Origin of the sequence: Georgenia soli (assembly GCF_002563695.1) — a bacterium.
Classification (GTDB): Bacteria; Actinomycetota; Actinomycetes; order Actinomycetales; family Actinomycetaceae; genus Georgenia; species Georgenia soli.
The window spans coordinates 1439192-1454559 of sequence record NZ_PDJI01000004.1; the positions used below are offsets into that span (position 1 = coordinate 1439192).

The 15368-nt window shown below is 74.8% G+C and carries 11 protein-coding genes; all 11 read right to left on the reverse strand.

Annotation, left to right across the window (positions count from 1 at the left end; genetic code table 11):
• Positions 1 to 117: 117 nt before the first annotated feature.
• On the reverse strand, positions 118 to 1317 hold the full coding sequence (locus ATJ97_RS07780) for a GGDEF domain-containing protein (RefSeq protein ID WP_098483257.1): 1200 nt from the start codon (positions 1315 to 1317) through the stop codon (positions 118 to 120).
• Positions 1314 to 2858, reverse strand: coding sequence for a sensor histidine kinase (locus tag ATJ97_RS07785; RefSeq protein ID WP_170037255.1), 1545 nt, complete (start codon positions 2856 to 2858; stop codon positions 1314 to 1316). The genes ATJ97_RS07780 and ATJ97_RS07785 overlap by 4 nt, the downstream gene beginning before the upstream one ends.
• Before the next feature lie 333 nt (positions 2859 to 3191).
• A complete protein-coding gene (locus ATJ97_RS07790; protein WP_098483259.1) occupies positions 3192 to 4313 on the reverse strand; it encodes an ATP-grasp domain-containing protein in 1122 nt (373 codons plus the stop codon).
• Between the two features lie 196 nt (positions 4314 to 4509).
• Positions 4510 to 6222 carry a glucosamine inositolphosphorylceramide transferase family protein gene (locus tag ATJ97_RS07795; protein WP_098483260.1) on the reverse strand — a complete coding sequence of 571 codons (1713 nt, stop codon included), beginning with the start codon at positions 6220 to 6222 and terminating at the stop codon, positions 4510 to 4512.
• 16 nt (positions 6223 to 6238) lie between these two features.
• Positions 6239 to 7807: a tyrosine-protein kinase domain-containing protein gene (locus tag ATJ97_RS07800; protein WP_098483261.1), complete on the reverse strand. Its 1569-nt coding sequence runs from the start codon at positions 7805 to 7807 to the stop codon at positions 6239 to 6241.
• Positions 7798 to 9291 carry an O-antigen ligase family protein gene (locus tag ATJ97_RS07805; RefSeq protein WP_098483262.1) on the reverse strand — a complete coding sequence of 498 codons (1494 nt, stop codon included), beginning with the start codon at positions 9289 to 9291 and terminating at the stop codon, positions 7798 to 7800. Before ATJ97_RS07805 ends, ATJ97_RS07800 begins: the two co-directional genes overlap by 10 nt.
• Positions 9284 to 10366, reverse strand: a complete 1083-nt coding sequence (locus ATJ97_RS07810; RefSeq protein ID WP_098483263.1) for an ATP-grasp domain-containing protein — start codon at positions 10364 to 10366, stop codon at positions 9284 to 9286. The genes ATJ97_RS07805 and ATJ97_RS07810 overlap by 8 nt, the downstream gene beginning before the upstream one ends.
• Entirely contained in the window at positions 10363 to 11634 is a 1272-nt protein-coding gene (locus tag ATJ97_RS07815; protein WP_098483264.1) for a DegT/DnrJ/EryC1/StrS family aminotransferase, read from the reverse strand. Before ATJ97_RS07815 ends, ATJ97_RS07810 begins: the two co-directional genes overlap by 4 nt.
• Positions 11631 to 12884 carry a glycosyltransferase family 4 protein gene (locus ATJ97_RS07820; protein WP_143426936.1) on the reverse strand — a complete coding sequence of 418 codons (1254 nt, stop codon included), beginning with the start codon at positions 12882 to 12884 and terminating at the stop codon, positions 11631 to 11633. Before ATJ97_RS07820 ends, ATJ97_RS07815 begins: the two co-directional genes overlap by 4 nt.
• Positions 12877 to 13572, reverse strand: coding sequence for a sugar transferase (locus tag ATJ97_RS07825; RefSeq protein ID WP_098483266.1), 696 nt, complete (start codon positions 13570 to 13572; stop codon positions 12877 to 12879). Before ATJ97_RS07825 ends, ATJ97_RS07820 begins: the two co-directional genes overlap by 8 nt.
• Complete coding sequence (locus ATJ97_RS07830; RefSeq protein ID WP_170037258.1) at positions 13547 to 15343, reverse strand: polysaccharide biosynthesis protein; 1797 nt, start codon at positions 15341 to 15343, stop codon at positions 13547 to 13549. The genes ATJ97_RS07825 and ATJ97_RS07830 overlap by 26 nt, the downstream gene beginning before the upstream one ends.
• Positions 15344 to 15368: the final 25 nt, after the last annotated feature.

The following is a 15368-nucleotide window of genomic DNA, read 5'->3' on the forward strand; positions in this document are numbered from 1 at the left end:
CTTCCGTGCTGCCGAGAAGAAGACTGGCGGGCCGACCTCAATCGACCGTTCACACCGCCTTTGTGTCACCTCAAGAAATGCGCAAGATCCTGACGGGCAACCTCAGGTCCGGACCTCTCACTCCGCGAGGACACGGTCAGGCACACCCTCGTCCGGCGCCCGCTCCGCGATCGCCACCCGGTTCCCGCCGTCGCTGACGGCGTTGCGCGAGAGCTCACGGGACACGTCGCACAGGCGGTCGAGCCCGTAGCCGTGGGTGCGTGCGCTCGTCACCCCGGCGCTGACGGCGAGCCGCAGCCGGCTGCCCGGCACGTCGAGCGGGGAGTCGATGACCTCCTTGCGCACCTCGTTCGCCCAGTCGGCGGCCGCCTCGGCGGTGAAGCCGGGCAGCAGGACCTGGAAGGCCCGGCCGTCCATCGCGTCGCGCCCCATGAGCGATCGCTTGGGCAGCAGCATCTGCGCCAGCTCGCCGCAGACCACCAGCGCGCGGTCCGCGTGCTGCCGCCCGAACGCCACGGCGATCTCGTCGATCCCCTCCGGCGTCAGCGCCACCAGGGCGATCTCCGCCCCGGCCTCCTCGTGCGCCCGCAGCACGGCCGAGGCCCGCGGGATGAACGACACACCCGTCCTGGCACCCGTCATCGCGTCGAAGTTCCGGGTCTCGTCCTGCCGCTCGCGCGCCTGCGCCCCCCGCAGCACCACCATCGAGAACGCCGCCCCGGTGACGAGCAGCACCACGAACAGCGTGGTCACCTCCGTCCCGGCGTACATCCGGAAGGCCGCGTACTCGGGCCCGGCAACCAGGAACAGAACGAGCCGGAACCCGTAGAACAGGCCCGCGGCGAGAAGGATGGCGCCGAGGAGGACGCCGGCCCGGATGCGCCAGGCCTCGCTGCGCAGCACGGCCAGGCCACCGAGCACCGCCCCGACGGCCGTGCCCGCCAGCATGACTCCCCCGCCGGCCCACGGACCGCCGTCGGGGCCGGCGACGAGCACGGCCAGCGCGGCGAGGACGCCGGCGGCCCACGACACCGCCAGGAAGGACCTGTGGCCGGTGAGGACGCGGATGCCGTTCCACATCGCGAAGGTGGTCAGGACGCTCGCCGCGTTCCCGACGGCGTTCGCCCACCACAGCGCCGGGACGATGGCGCTGGCCAGGTAGGACAGCCCGGTGGTGAGCGCCGCGGCGAAGGCCAGGGACCACAGCCGGTCCACCTCGTCGGCGTTGCGCGCCCACGCCTCGCTGATGAACAGCACGCTCGTGACGGTGATGACCAGTGAGGAGACGACCAGCAGCGTCGTCATGTCGAGGCTCATCGCCGACCCCTCGGCAGATACACGTCCACGGTGGTGCCTTCCCCGATTGCGCTGCTCAGAATGATCCGCCCGCCGTGCGCCTCGACGAGCTGGCGGGAGATGTGCAGGCCCAGCCCCGTCCCCGGGACGACGCCGCGCCGCACCGCCCGGGCGCGGTAGAACCGCTCGAACAGGTGCTCCTGGTCGGCGGCCGAGATCCCGATGCCGGTGTCCCGCACCTGCAGGTGGGCCTGCTCGTCGTCGGCGTCGAGCGAGACGGTGACGGTGCCGCCTGGGTTGGAGTACTTGATCGCGTTCGAGACGATGTTGTCGACCACCTGGGTCAGGCGCATCCGGTCCCCCTCGACGACGCACGGGGTCGTCGCGCGGCTCTCGACCGTCACCGCGTGCTGCTCGGCACGAGGCGCCTGGCTGTGGACCGCCTCGCTGACCACGTCCCGCAGGTCCACCGGCGTGGCCGTCATCGCGATCTCCCCCGCCTTCGTCTGGGCGGCCGTGAGGAGGTCGGCGATGAGCCGCTGCAGCCGGTCGGCGTTGCGTGCGACGACCTGCAGGTGCTGCCGCGCCCGCTGGGGCAGCCCGGGTTCCTCGGTCGCCAGCTCGAGGTAGCCCAGCACCGACGTCAGCGGCGTGCGCAGCTCGTGGGAGACGGAGGAGACGAAGTCCTCGCGCTGGGCGAGCGCGTTCGTCTCGGCCGTGAGGTCCTGGTAGACGACGACGGCGCCCGTGAGCGCCCCCTCGTCGTCCAGGAGCGGGGCGGCCGAGACCCGCAGCGCCCGGCGGCTGCCGTCCGCCTCCTCCCAGAACGTCAGCTCGCGGTCGATGGTCTCCCCGCGGCTCGCCCGCACCAGCGGCGAGCCGTCAGGCCCGAGCGGCGTCACGCCGTCGGCGCGGAAGCCGTCGACGCCGGCGTGGATGTCGACGGGGTCGCCGACCTTGTACCTGCCGGCGATGACCCGGGCGTGCGCCCGGTTGATGTGCGTCACCCGTCCGTGGGCGTCCATGGCGACGACACCCACGTCGATCGTGTTGAGGATCCCCGCCAGCAGACGCTGCTGCGTGCGCGCGTCGTGCAGGGTCTCCTCGATCAGCGTGCTCTGGCGGCCCAGGAGGTTCCGGTGCGCGGCGGAGCGCCGCTCGGCGAGGTGGAGGTAGATCCCGGCCGCGACGAGCACGGCCGGACCGAGGATCTGACGGTTGATGTCCTCGATCGTCGGTGCGATCGGCGTGAGGATCTCCGGCCCCCAGGCGGCGGCCGAACCGAGGACGACGGCGACCGCCACCCCGTACCCGCCGTAGGCGGTGGCCATCCACAGCGCGGGCAGGAGGATGAGGACGTAGGAGGAGAAGCCGGCCGTCTGGGCGAAGCCGACGGCGCAGATGTCCATGACCGGGACGACGGCGGCGGCCCAGCGGGGCAGCCGCAGCCACGGCACGAGCAGCGACATCGCCGTCGCCACGACCGTGAGGACCACGGCGACGAAGAAGTAGTGGTCGCCGAGCAGGTCCTCCTCGAAGACCGCCACGCCGAGGATGATCACCAGCGTGACGGCGGTGAACGGAAGCTGGCGGAGGAAGACGCTGAGGTGGTCCCCCTCGCGGCGTCGGCCCGTCGTCCCCGGTCCCGTGGTCCGTGCCGGTCCCGTGGGCCGTGACGGGCCGGGGGCGGGCCCCGACGTGCCGGCGGAGGGGTCTGACGTGCCGGCGGAGGGGTCTGACCGGCCACCGTCCTTCCCGGACGACGGCGTACCCGGCCTCCCGCCGGGCGCGCGCGTGCTCCCACGCGTCACCCCCGGGGCCCCCATGGCGGCAGATTATCGGGGAAAGACCGTCTGCTCCCCCGGAACCGGTACCGCCTCCCCAGTTCCTGCGAGTCAGGCGGCCGGCGCGGTCCCGGCCTCCTCGCTCGCGCGGCCGACCGCCCGCACCTCCGCCCGGCGGACCTCCTCCACCCGCTCCGCCACGACACCGATCTCGTAGTGGAGCAGGGCGGGGTCGGGCGCGCGCCCGAGGGCCGAGGCCAGCAGGAACGCGGGCGCGTCCGCCCCGGCCACGTGGCTGAACGGGTACCCGCCCCCGAAGCGGGGGTTGATGTCGAGCACCCACAGTACGCCGTGGTGGTCGCGCACGAGGTCCAGGTCGACCAGGCCGGTGGGCCGCAGGGCGGCGCCGAGGCGGGCGACCACGGGCGCGAACGGGGACGGGTCGACGGTCTCCGCCCGGTCCGTCTGCCCCGCCCGTATCCGAAGCTTGCGCCGGGCGAGCGTCCCGCGCAGCACCCCGGCCGGGCGACCGAAGCCGAACACGCCGTCGACGCCGTACTCCTCGCCGGCGAGCCGTTCCTGGACGACGACGGCGTCGAGAGCCCGGAGCGCCTCCCGCCCGTGGGCGTCACGGGCCGTCACGGCCGCCCGCTCGACGGCGTCGGCGAGGCCGCGGCGGCGGGTCAGGCGCAGGCCCGACGAGCCGGAACCGAAACGGTGCTTGACCACGAAGGCGGTGCCAGGGTCGGCGTCGTCGGCCAGGCTCTGCCACCGCGAGCCGAGCACGGTCCGCGGCACGGAGACGCCGACCCGGGAGAGGAAGCGGGCCATGAGGTACTTGTCCGCGCTGGGCGCCTGACCGGCCGGGCCGGGGCCGGCGACGGCGCAGCCCAGGGCGCGCAGCCGGTCGGCCAGCCCCTCGGAGAGCACTTGGAGCTCGACGTCGTCGACGGTCACGAAGAGAGTGGGCCGCTCACGGCCGAACCACTCCTCCATGGCCGGGGCGTAGGTCTCGTGGTCGCAGGGCGGCATCACGATCCCGCGGTCGGCGGCGGCGAGGGCGGGGCTGGCGGGGTCCTGCTCGAGGGCGACGACCTCACCGGCCAGTCCGAGGCGGCGGACGGCGTCGCGGAACGCCTCGACGAGGTAGGGCCGCCGTCCTGCGGAGCCCAGCACCACCGTGACCGGGCCGGCGGAGCCGGGGGCGGCCGTGGGGCCGCCGGTGCCGGTCATGACGCACGACCCTGTGTCCGGGGACGGGTGAACCGTGAAGATCGAGGGTTCATCTGACGATCCTTCGTGTGTGGCAGGGCGACCTTGCCCCGCCGGTACGTTCCCCCGACGTCCAGCGATGGGCGCCCGAGTTTACCGATGAGAGGTACGTCTCGCAGGTGATCCGGGACTGCACACGGGCGACGCGCCCGGGCCCTCAGGCGGTGAGGTCCGCGACGCTGACGAGACTGCCGAGGCGGGCACCTGTCGCGGGCCGGCGTACCGCGGCCCGCCGCAGTCCCGGCGGCCGGACGAAGTCGATGACGGTGTACTCGCCGTCGGTGTGCAGCTGGTGGGTGCGCTGCACCCGCAGGGAGGCGTTGGGCGAGACGGTCATGACCGGTTCCTCGACGAACGTGGTCGGCGTGAGCTCGACGACCCTGTTGACCACCGCCTCCTCGCCGTACGTGCCGAAGCCGTGCCGCTGGTTGACCCGGTACACCTCGTCGCCGTCGAGCACGATGCCGCCGTTGCGGGCGCGCCCGGGGTCCCTGGCGAGGGGGTTGCCCGCGTGCGGGTGCCAGGTGTCGGCCAGCGGCGAGTCGGCGTGGAAGGCGAACAGCTCGGCGGAGTAGTCACCGGTGCCCGGCGGTGCGATCGAGGTCAGCAGCCACCAGCGCCCACCGAACGGGAAGATCATCGTGTCGACGGCGTCGACGTCGTGCATCGCGACGCGGGCCAGCTCCCACCCGAGCGGGAAGCTCGTGCACCGGTAGATCCGGATCGACCGGCTCCTGGCGCTCTCGGGGACCAGGTACAGCTCGCCGCCGTGCTCGAAGAGGTACGGGAAGGAGAGGTGGAACGGCTCGGTGAGCGCGACGCCCACCTCGCGGCTCCGCCCCTCGCAGATCTCGTGCACGAAGATCCGGCCTCGGCCCGCCCGGCGCTCGAAGTCCTCGGTGAAGAGGTAGTGCCGGCCGTCGCGGGCCACCACGAACGGGTCGGCGTGGAAGTGGCCGCGCCGCCGCGGCAGCGCGGTGGCGCGGGCCGTGCCGACCTCCCGCCACGGCGCGTGCACCCAGGCGACGTTCCACCGCGGGCGGCCGAGCGCCTTGTCGACGAGCTTGGGGGTCACCGTGCCGGCCACCCGGGCGGCGTACCGCAGCGAGTCGGCGGTGGTGGCGGGCTCCGGCGCCGGCCACGGGTCGACCGGGACGGGCCGCGAGCTGCGGCTGCGCGACGCCGTCACCACCGGCGCACCGGCGCGCGCGAGCTCCTTCAGCAGGAGCTGCAGGTGGTGGTAGGAGCGCTGGGTGACGATCGCCCGGTTGAGCTCGGCGAAGAGCCCGGTCCAGGCCCGCCCCCGGCGGATGACGACGCTCCCGCCGTCGGCCCTGAGCCGCCGGATGGCGTACTCGGTGGCCGCGCGCCCGTCGAGCACCTCCCAGAAGCCCGGCGGCCCGAGCCGTTCCGCCTCCGGGCGCACGGCGAGGGTGCCGAACCTGGCGGTGTCCAGGAGCGGGCCGCGCAGCCGGGCACCGTCGTCGACGACGACGAGCACGTCCAGCCCCAGGGCCGCGACGAGGCTCGCGGCCGCCTCGTCGAACACCACGGCGCCGTCCGCGGCCACCTCCGCCGGTACCGGCACGGTCTCCAGCACCTCACCGAGATCCGTGGCCCGGCCGTGGCCACGGAAGGCGCAGAACCGACGCAGGACCACTCCCTCGAGCGCGGTCAGCGTGCGCAGCGCCATGGGCACGCGGGCGCCCGCGGCAGATCCGGACAGCCGGCCGGTGGGGCTCCGGACGAGCACGAGGTGGGTGATCTCGACGTCGTCCTGGTGGGCGGCCCAGTCGACGAGTCCCTTGGTGTAGGCGGTGGCGTGCGAGGTCGCGCTGACCAGCCCGACCCTCACCCGTCGGTCCGCCACGGCGTCTCCTCCCTCGTCAGGCGTCCCCCGGCGCGTCCGGCCGCCGCCCCGTCACGCTCGCCCGGGGCACGGCCCCGTCGCCGGCCCCGGGCGACGTCGTGCGCGCCGGGGGCACGGTCCCGTTGCCGGCCCATGGTGTCGTCGTGCCCGGTCTGTCGGTGCGGGGGACCGCGGCGGCGCCCGGCTCGGTCCGGCGGGCTGCCGCAGGCGGACGCGTCGCGCGGTCGTCACGCCCTGCCGGGACGTCGGGCGTGCGCTCCCCGGGTCGCGCGCCGGTCCGTCCGGCGTCCACCCTGTTGAGCACCAGGCCCAGGATGCGGGCCCCGACGTGGTCCAGGCGCTCGAGCGCCTGACGCATCTCGACCTTGCGGTTCCTGCCGGTCGCCACCACCAGCAGCGTGCCGCCGGTGAGCGTGCTCAGCACGGCGGCGTCGGTGGCGGTGAGCACCGGCGGGCTGTCGACGACGACCATGTCGTAGCGACCCGCGGCCTCGGCGAGCAGGTGCGCCATGGCCGCGGAGGACAGCAGCTCGCTCGGGTTCGGCGCCGACCGCCCCGCGGGCAGCACGTCGACCGGGCGGTCGCCCCACCGCCGGGCGAGCTCCTCGGGACGGGCCCGGCCCAGCAGCGCGTCCGACAGCCCCGGGCTGCCCTCGACCCCGAGCGCGCGCCCCGCCGAGGGGTGCCGCAGGTCCGCGTCGACGAGGAGCACCGAGGCACCGGTGTCCGCGAGCGCGACGGCGAGGTTGACCGCGACCGTCGTCGCGCCCTCCCCCGCCGTGGCGGACGTGACGACGACCGATCGGGTGCCGGCCGCGGCGGTGAGGACGTGCAGGTTGGTGCGCAGCTCGCGGACGGACTCGGCGCGGCGGCCGTCGGGGTCGGCGCGCACGAACACCGGCGCCGCCGCCTTGCCGGCAGGGCCGAGCGAGGCCAGGACGGTGGCGTCGGTGACGGCCGCGAGGTCCCGCTCGTCGCCCACGTGGGTGTCGCGGGCCTGGCGGACCAGGGCGAGCACGACGCCGGCCAGGAGTCCCAGCACGACGCCGAGGACGAGGTTGACGGCGGGGTTGGGCACGGAGGGTCTGGTGGGGACGGCGCCCGGGGTGGGGATGGTGGCCCGGACCGCCGCACCGCCGTCGGCGGCGTCGGGGAAGATCGTGGCGGCGGCGTCGGACAGCTCCTTCGCGACGGCGTTGGCGAGGTCGGCGGCCCCCTGCGCCGTCGGCGCCGTGGCGGCGATCTGGAGGATCGCGGTGCCTTCCGGGACGGTGGTCCTCACCGACCTGGCCAGCTCGGTGGCCGTGGTGTCCAGGCCGAGGTCCTGGATGACCGGATCGAGGACGAGCGGCGAGGTGGCTATGTCGGCCAGCGAGCTCATCTGGCTCTCGGTGAACGCCGTGCCCTCGTTGAGCTCGGTGATCGACTGGCTCGAGCGGACCGAGAAGTACATCTTCGCCGTCGACGTGTACCGCGGCGGCATCAGGGCGGTCACCGCGGCCGCGAGCAGGACGGCCACCCCCAGGGCGGCGAGCACGGTCACCCACCGGGCACGCAGCACGCGCCAGACTGTGTTCAGCTCCATCGCAGACCCCTTCGGGCGGAACTCGAGTGTGGCAGACCGCGCCCGTGCACCGTGGCGGGTCCGGGCGGCTTCTCGGCGCCGGGCGGGCCCGGGTCGTAGAGCGCGAGCATCAGCCCGAGCACGGCCCACATGGGGCGGGTGTTCTCCAGGCTGAGCGTGAAGGCCTGCATCAGCAGCGCCAGGACGGAGAGCAGCAGGTACGGGGCGTCGCCGTCGCCGGCCCGCGTGGCACGCAGGAGGCGCGTGACCACGAGGGCGGGGACGACCAGGAAGACGAGCAGCCCGACGATGCCGGTCTCGGCGAGGAACCCGAGGTAGGTGTTGTGCGGGATGGTGTCCCACTGCGGCCCGAGCAGCTGCTGCGCCACGGGGACGTACTGCCCCGCCCCGACACCGAGCACCGGGCTCGAGGCCCACTGCTGGACCGCGACGGACCACAGCTGGTACCGCTGGTCCGGGGCGGCTCCGGCGTCGGGCACGAAGACGCTGGTGGCCCGCTGCAGCACCTCCCCCACCCACGCGTCCGGCAGGATCACGACGGCGAGCACGCCCAGCACGGCGGTGCCGACGAGGAGGCGCCGGAACGTCGGACCCGCGCGCGTGCCGAGGGTGAGGACCACCGTGACGACGGCGGCCAGGGCCATCGCGGCCATCGCCGCCCGCGACCCGGTGAGGACGACCGCCACCACGATGACCGGGACCTGCCAGGACCAGGGCCTCCCGGTGCGGTCCCGGTGGGCGGCCACGACGACGCCGAGGGAGAGCAGGAGGTAGACGCTGAACGCGTTCGGGTCCTCGAACGTGCCGGAGGCCCGCCAGAAGTAGGACAGCCCCAGGTCGACCCCCGCCGCGTACAGGGCGCTGGCACCGATGCCGATGAGCGCGCTCGCGGTGGCGGTCGCGGCCCAGATCTCCAGCACGCGCCGGTCGCCGGCCCGCACCCTCGGCGCCACGGCGGCGTAGAGGACGAGCAGGTACGCGCACGCGAGGGCGATCTTCACCGCGGCGGCGGCCCCGCCCGGGAAGTCCGCCCCGCCGAGGAGCACGGGACCGACCAGGGACGCCCACAGCACCAGCTGCAGGACCACCGTGTACCCGACGAGGAGCGGCCAGGTCGGGCCCGCCGGACCTCGCGGCGACCGGCGCTGGAGCGCCGCCCGGCCGGCCGCGGCGAGGAGCATGAGCACCAGCACGCCGTCGGCGAGGGAGAGGTTCACGAGGGAGCCGCGCCCCGGCGGGTAGAAGTGGACCGGCAGCGCGACGACCAGCAGCTCCACGAGCGACAGCCGCAGCCGGACGGCGACCGCCGCGGCGACCACAGCACCGAGGACGACGGCGGCGGCGGTCAGCACCACCGAGCCGCCGGCCGCGGCGGACGGGACGGTGGCGAGGCCCAGCGAGAGCACCAGCACCGGCAGGCCCGTCCCGCGCCGCGTCACCGGCTCCGTCCCCACCACCCCCGTCCCGGCGACCACGTCACGCACCGCCCGTCGCGCGCTCCACCAGCGCTCCGGTCCGCCGGATCGACTCGTACTTCGCCCCCACCACGCCGGGCTGGTAGCGCAGCAGCGCCGGGTCGGCGCGGCGTCCGAGCGCCGCGGCGAGCAGGTAGGTGGGCGCGTCCGCCCCCGCGACGTGCATGAACGGGTAGCCGCCGCCGAAGCGCGGGTTGACGTCGATCACCCGCAGCACGCCGTCGCGGTCACGGATGAGGTCCAGGTCCACGGGGCCGGCGGGGCGCAGGGCCGCCCCGAGCCGGGCGACCACGGGCGCGAACGGGGCCGGGTCCACCGTGACGGCCTTGTCCGTCTCCCCCGAGCGCATGCGCATCTTCCGGCGGGCGAGCGTCCCCCGCAGCACGCCGGTCTCGCGGCCGAGCCCGAAGACGCCGTCGACGCCGAACTCCTGGCCCATCAGCCGCCGCTGGACGACGACCGCGTCCCGCGCCCGCAGCGCCGGCCGGCCGTGGATGTCGGTCGCGGAGCCGGACGCCTCGTCGACGGCGGCGGCCAGGCCCTCGCGGTCCGTCAGCCGCAGCCCCGAGGAGCCGGAGCCGAAGCGGTGCTTGACGACGTACTGCGTGCCCGCGGCGCCGTCCTCGGCCACGAGGGCCTCCCACCGCGAGCCGAGCTCGGTGCGCGGCACCGCCACGCCCGCCCGGCCCAGCAGCCGGGCCATGAGGTACTTGTCCGACGCCTGCTCCTGCGCGGCGCGGGAGAGGCCGGCGACGGCGCAGCCCGTGGCCCGCAGCCGGTCGGCCAGGCCCTCGGAGAGGAGCTGGAGCTCGTAGTCGTTGACGGAGACGAACAGGGCGGGGCGCGCCCGCTCGAAGAGGTCCAGCATCGCCGGGGCGTACGCTGCGTCGCTGTAGGCGGGCATCACCACGCCGCGGTCGGCGAAGCCGAAGCTCGCGCTGGTGGGGTCGTGCTCCGTGGCGACCACCTCGCCGTCGACGTCCAGCCGCGCCAGGGCGTCGCGGAACCACTCGATGAGGTAGAGCCGCCGCCCGGCGGAGCCGATCACGACGGTCACCCGCCCGCCGCCAGCCCCGGCGGTCACGGTGCACCTGCCGCACGCAGCGGGCGAGACCCGGCGCCGCTCCGGCGGCCCAGGGGCAGGGGCCCGCTCGCCGGCTCCGCCACCGGTGCGTGGCGCTCCAGGAACGCCCGGACGACGTCGACCACGCGGGCCCGCGCCGGCAGGTCCAGCGACGAGCCGGACGGCAGGGTGACGCCGCGGGCGAAGAGCCGCTCCGCCGTCGTCCCGCCGTAGACGGTGCGTCCGGCGAAGACGGGCTGGCGGTGCAGGGGCTTCCACATGGGCCGGGCCTCGATGTCCGCGCGGGCCAGGGCGGCGACGAGGTCGGCCGGCGTCCACCCGGCGACGGCGGGGTCGACGAGCACCGTGGTGAGCCAGAAGTTGTCCCGGGTCACGGGCGTCCGGTGGCCGGCCCGGTGCAGCGCCGCGCCCGGGATGTCGGCGCCGTCGGGGCTGCCGAAGATCTGCGTGCCGGGGACGCCGGAGAACAGGTCCCGGTAGAGCAGGCGGAGGGCGCGGCGTCGTTCGATCATCTCGTCGAGCCGGGCGAGCTGGGCCCGGCCGAGCGCCGCGAGAAGGTTGGAGAGGCGGTAGTTGTAGCCGATCTCGGTGTGCTCGTAGTGGGCCACGGGCTGGCGCGCCTGGGTGGCCAGGTACCGGGCCCGGGCGGCCACGGCCCCGTCGTCGGTGACGAGGGCGCCGCCGCCGGAGGTGGTCATGATCTTGTTGCCGTTGAAGGAGATCGCCGCCGCGCGCCCGAACGACCCGGCGGGTCGCCCCCCGCGCAGGGCGCCGAACGACTCCGCGGCGTCGGAGACGACCGGGACGCCGTGGTCGGCGGCGACGGCCCCCAGCTCCTCGTAGGCGGCGACCTTGCCCAGCAGGTCCACCGGCAGCACCGCCCCGACCCGACGGCGGCGGCGGCGCTGGTCGGCGAGCGCCCCGGCCAGCAGGCCGGGGTCCATGTTCCCGGTCTCGTCGCAGTCGACGAAGACCGGCTCGGCCCCGCAGTAGGTCACCGCGCCGGCCGTCGCCACGAACGTCATCGTGGAGGTGACGACGACGTCGCCGGGCCGCACCCCGACCCCCAGCAGCGCCAGGTGGAGGGCGGCGGTGCCGCTGGACAGGGCTACGGCGTGGCGCCGGCCGGCGCGCGCGGCCACCTCGGCCTCGAACGCGTCGACCTCGGGGCCGAGCGGGGCCACCCAGCCGGAGGCCAGGGCCCGCTGGACGGCGTCCGCCTCGGCCGGGCCGCAGTCCGGCGGGGAGAGGTAGATGTGGTTCCTCATCGGTGCCGTCCCTCCGCGAGCAGCTGGCGCCGCAGGTACTGGTCGTGCAGGGCCCAGAGCTGGGCGCGGGAGAAGTGCGCCCGGACCCAGCGGCGCCCGGCGGCGCCCATGCGCCGGGACCGGTCCGGGTCCTCATGGAGCGTGCGGAGCGCGCGGGCGAGCGCGGCGGCGTCCCGGGGCGGGACGAGGAGGCCGGTCTCGCCGTCGGCGATGCTGTCCACCGCGCCGGTGGCGGTGGTGGTGACGACGGGGATCTCCATGGCGCCGGCCTCCAGGCAGACGTTGGGCAGGCCCTCGCGCAGGGTGGGCAGGCACAGCACGTCCATGAGGCGGTAGTACGGGCGCGGGTCCTCCACCCGGCCCACCCGGTGAACGTGGGGCGCCGTGAAGGGCGCGTAGCCGGCCACGTCCGCCTCGCCCACCACGAGCAGGCACGCGGGCACGCCGTCCTGGCTCAGGATCCGCATCGCGGCGTCGAGGGTGCCCACGCCCTTGTCGGGGGTGATCCGGCCGACGTAGCCGACGACGAGGCGGCCCGGCTCGAGCCCCGCCTCCCGGCGGGCCCGCGCGACCTCGGCGGGCGGCACGAGCGAGGGGTCGAAGTGCCCGGCGTCGACGCCGGAGGAGCTGCCGCGCCCCAGGATGTCCACCGGGCGGGACCCGGCCAGGCCTGCGCCGGTGAACTCGGCCGCCAGGCTCGGGCTGACGGCGAGGACGCCGGTGGCGGCGCGGGCGGTGAGCGTCTCGGTCAGGGTGAGCACCCGCCGGAGCAGGCCCGTGGTGGTCTCCAGGCGCAGCCCCCACAGGTCGTAGACCCGCACCGGCACGCCCGTCAGGCGGGCGGCCACCAGCCCCAGCAGCGCGGCCTTGGGGGTGGCGGCCAGGACCGCGTCGGGGCGCAGGCGCCGCAGCAGCCGCACCCAGGCCACGAGGGCCCGCAGGTCCGCGGCCGGACTGGGGTCGCGCCGCATCGGTACCGCGTGGGTGCCGGAGACGAGGGGGCCGAGGTCGTCGAGCTCGGCGCCCGGGTCGCTGACGAGGTGGACGGCCCAGCCGGCCCGTTCGAGGTACTGCGGGAAGCCGTGCATGAGGCCGAACGACCGGGCCCCCGTGACCGCGAGCAGCAGCCGGGGACGGGAGGCGCCCGGGCGGGAGGCGCCCGGGCGGGAGGCGCCCGGGCGGGAGGCGCCCGGGCGGGAGGCGCCCGGGCTGGTGGTGGCGCGGCCGACCGCGTCCAGGACGCTAGCCATGGGCACCACCCGTGAACGTCGTCATGGTGACCTCGCCCTCCGGCGCGATGCCGCTCCGCCGGAGCACAACGGCGACGGTGCGGGCCAGGACCCGCAGGTCCAGCGCCAGGGAACGGGTCTCGACGTACCGCACGTCGAGCTCCAGCCGCTCCTCCCAGTTCAAAGCGTTGCGTCCGCTGACCTGGGCGAGGCCGGTGATGCCGGGGCGCACCTCGAGCCGGCGCGCCTGCCGCGGGGTGTACAGGGGCATGTAGTACACGTGCAACGGCCTCGGCCCGACGAGGCTCATGTCCCCGCGGAGCACGTTCCACAAGGTCGGCAGCTCGTCGAGGCTCGACGCCCGGAGCTTGGCGCCGAACGGGGTCAGCCGTTCGCGGTCGTCGTCATGGTCGACGGCGCCGGTGCGCTCCCTCATCGACCGGAACTTGACCAGGACGAAGGGGACACCGTCCCGACCCGCCCGCAGCTGCCGGAAGAGCACAGGGCGGCCCAGCTCGTGGCGCACCAGAAGAGCCACGACGCCCACCACTGGCGCTGTCACCACGAGGGCGACGGAGGCGAGGACGACGTCGAGGACCCGCGCGACTCCGTCGTGGACCCGCGCGACTCCGTCGTGGACCCGCGTGACGCCGTCGTGGACCAGCCCGCCGGCGGGGGCCGGCTCACACCCTGAGGCGGATCTCTGCATGATCCTGCTCCGCTGGGATGAGCCGGGTGACGGCCAGCTCGCCGCGCACGAGGCCGAGCTGGTCCGGGTCCTGCGGGGGGACGTCCACAAGTGAGATGGCGGGGTGCTCGGAGAGGGTGTGGTGCTCGACGGGGGCGAACAGGTCCTCGTGCAGCTTCTCGCCGGGCCGGATACCGGTGAACACGATCTCGATGTCGCGCCCGGACTGGGCGATCATGCGACGGGCGACGTCGACGATCTTGACCGGCCGACCCATGTCCAGGACCAGCACCTCTCCGCCGCGGCCGATGGCCGCAGCCTGGATGACCAGCTCGCACGCCTCAGGGATGGTCATGAAGTACCGGTTCACCTCCGGGTCGGTCACCGTGACAGGACCGCCGTGCGCGATCTGCTCGCGGAACGTGTGGAGCACCGATCCACGCGAACCCAGCACGTTGCCGAAGCGCACCGAGACGTAGGTGCCGTCGTGGTGCCCGTCGAACCAGGCGGTGAGCCGCTCGGCGATGCGCTTGGTCTTGCCCAGCACGCTCGTCGCGTCCGCCGCCTTGTCGGTCGAGATGTTGACGAACCGCTTCACGCCGAGCTCGGCAGCGACCCGCAGCACGTTGCGGGTGCCCAGCACGTTGGTCTTCCAGCCCTCCTCGGGGTACTGCTCGAGCATGGGCAGGTGCTTGAGAGCCGCGGCGTGGAAGACGACCTCGGGGCGGTGGGTCTCGAAAACCTCGCGCAGCGCCTGCTCGTCACGGATGTCGCAGAGCACGACGTCAGGGGTGTCGAGCATCGCGTGACCGTAGATCGACAGTTGCACCCCGTGGAGCCCTGACTCGTCCCGGTCGAGCAGGACCAGGGTGGCCGGGCTGAACCCGTGGACCTGGCGAGCCAGCTCAGAGCCGATGGACCCCCCGGCGCCGGTGATGAGAACGCGGCGCCCGGCGAGATGGTCCGCGATCCGTTCCACGTCGGTGTGCACCTGCCGACGCCCGAGCAGGTCCGCGATGTCGAGGTCGCGCACGTCGCCCAGGCGCACGGGCCGGTCGATCATCTCGCGTACCGGAGGCAGGGTGCGGAACTTCAGGCCGGCTGCCCGGGCGTCGTCCGACACCCGGCGCACCAGGTCCGCTCCGGCCGACGGGATGGCGAGGATGACGGTGGTCGCGCCCGCCTCGCGGGCCCGCTCCACGAGGCTCTCTCCCGTCCCCATCACCCGGCAGCCGTGGACGATCAGGTGGCGCTTCATCCGGTCGTCGTCGATCAGCCCGACCACCTGGTACGCGGCGGCCCTGTCGTCGCTGATGAGGCGCACGAGCTGGGAGCCGGCGTCCCCGGCACCGTAGATCACGACCCGTTCGCACGTTGACGCGGAGGTGCGGCTCCGGTCGTGGTCGTGGCGCAGGCGGTACGCGCCCCGCCCGAGCTCCATGAACAGCAGCGCGAGGAGCGGGCACAGGACCACCAGCGCCACCGCGGTCGTCTCCGCCCCGTCGAGGTTGAGCAGGAGCACCCCGGCCATGACGCTCACCAGCCCCGTGGCCGTCAGGAGACCGACGTTCTCCTCGAACGTGGCCACGCGGTACCTGCCCTGGTAGAGCTTGAGCGCCACGCCCACGAGGGTCTGGAACACGCAGGCGGCCAGGACGTAGTGGCCGACGACGGCCCACTGGTGCGGGGAGAGGTGCCAGCGCACGACGCCGGTGACGATGCCCGCGGCCATCACCCAGCTGGCGGCGTCCCAGGCGAGCCGGGCGAGCCGGCGCTCGAGGATTGTCGGCATGAGGACGTCCTTCGAGAGGCCCAGG

Coding starts and splice junctions, on each gene's coding strand:
- ATJ97_RS07780 (WP_098483257.1), bottom strand. CDS start 1,317: ATGAGCCTCGACATGACGACGCTGCTGGTCGTCTCCTCACTGGTCATC.
- ATJ97_RS07790 (WP_098483259.1), bottom strand. CDS start 4,313: ATGACCGGCACCGGCGGCCCCACGGCCGCCCCCGGCTCCGCCGGCCCG.
- ATJ97_RS07800 (WP_098483261.1), bottom strand. CDS start 7,807: ATGGAGCTGAACACAGTCTGGCGCGTGCTGCGTGCCCGGTGGGTGACC.
- ATJ97_RS07815 (WP_098483264.1), bottom strand. CDS start 11,634: ATGAGGAACCACATCTACCTCTCCCCGCCGGACTGCGGCCCGGCCGAG.
- ATJ97_RS07820 (WP_143426936.1), bottom strand. CDS start 12,884: ATGGCTAGCGTCCTGGACGCGGTCGGCCGCGCCACCACCAGCCCGGGC.
- ATJ97_RS07825 (WP_098483266.1), bottom strand. CDS start 13,572: ATGCAGAGATCCGCCTCAGGGTGTGAGCCGGCCCCCGCCGGCGGGCTG.
- ATJ97_RS07830 (WP_170037258.1), bottom strand. CDS start 15,343: ATGCCGACAATCCTCGAGCGCCGGCTCGCCCGGCTCGCCTGGGACGCC.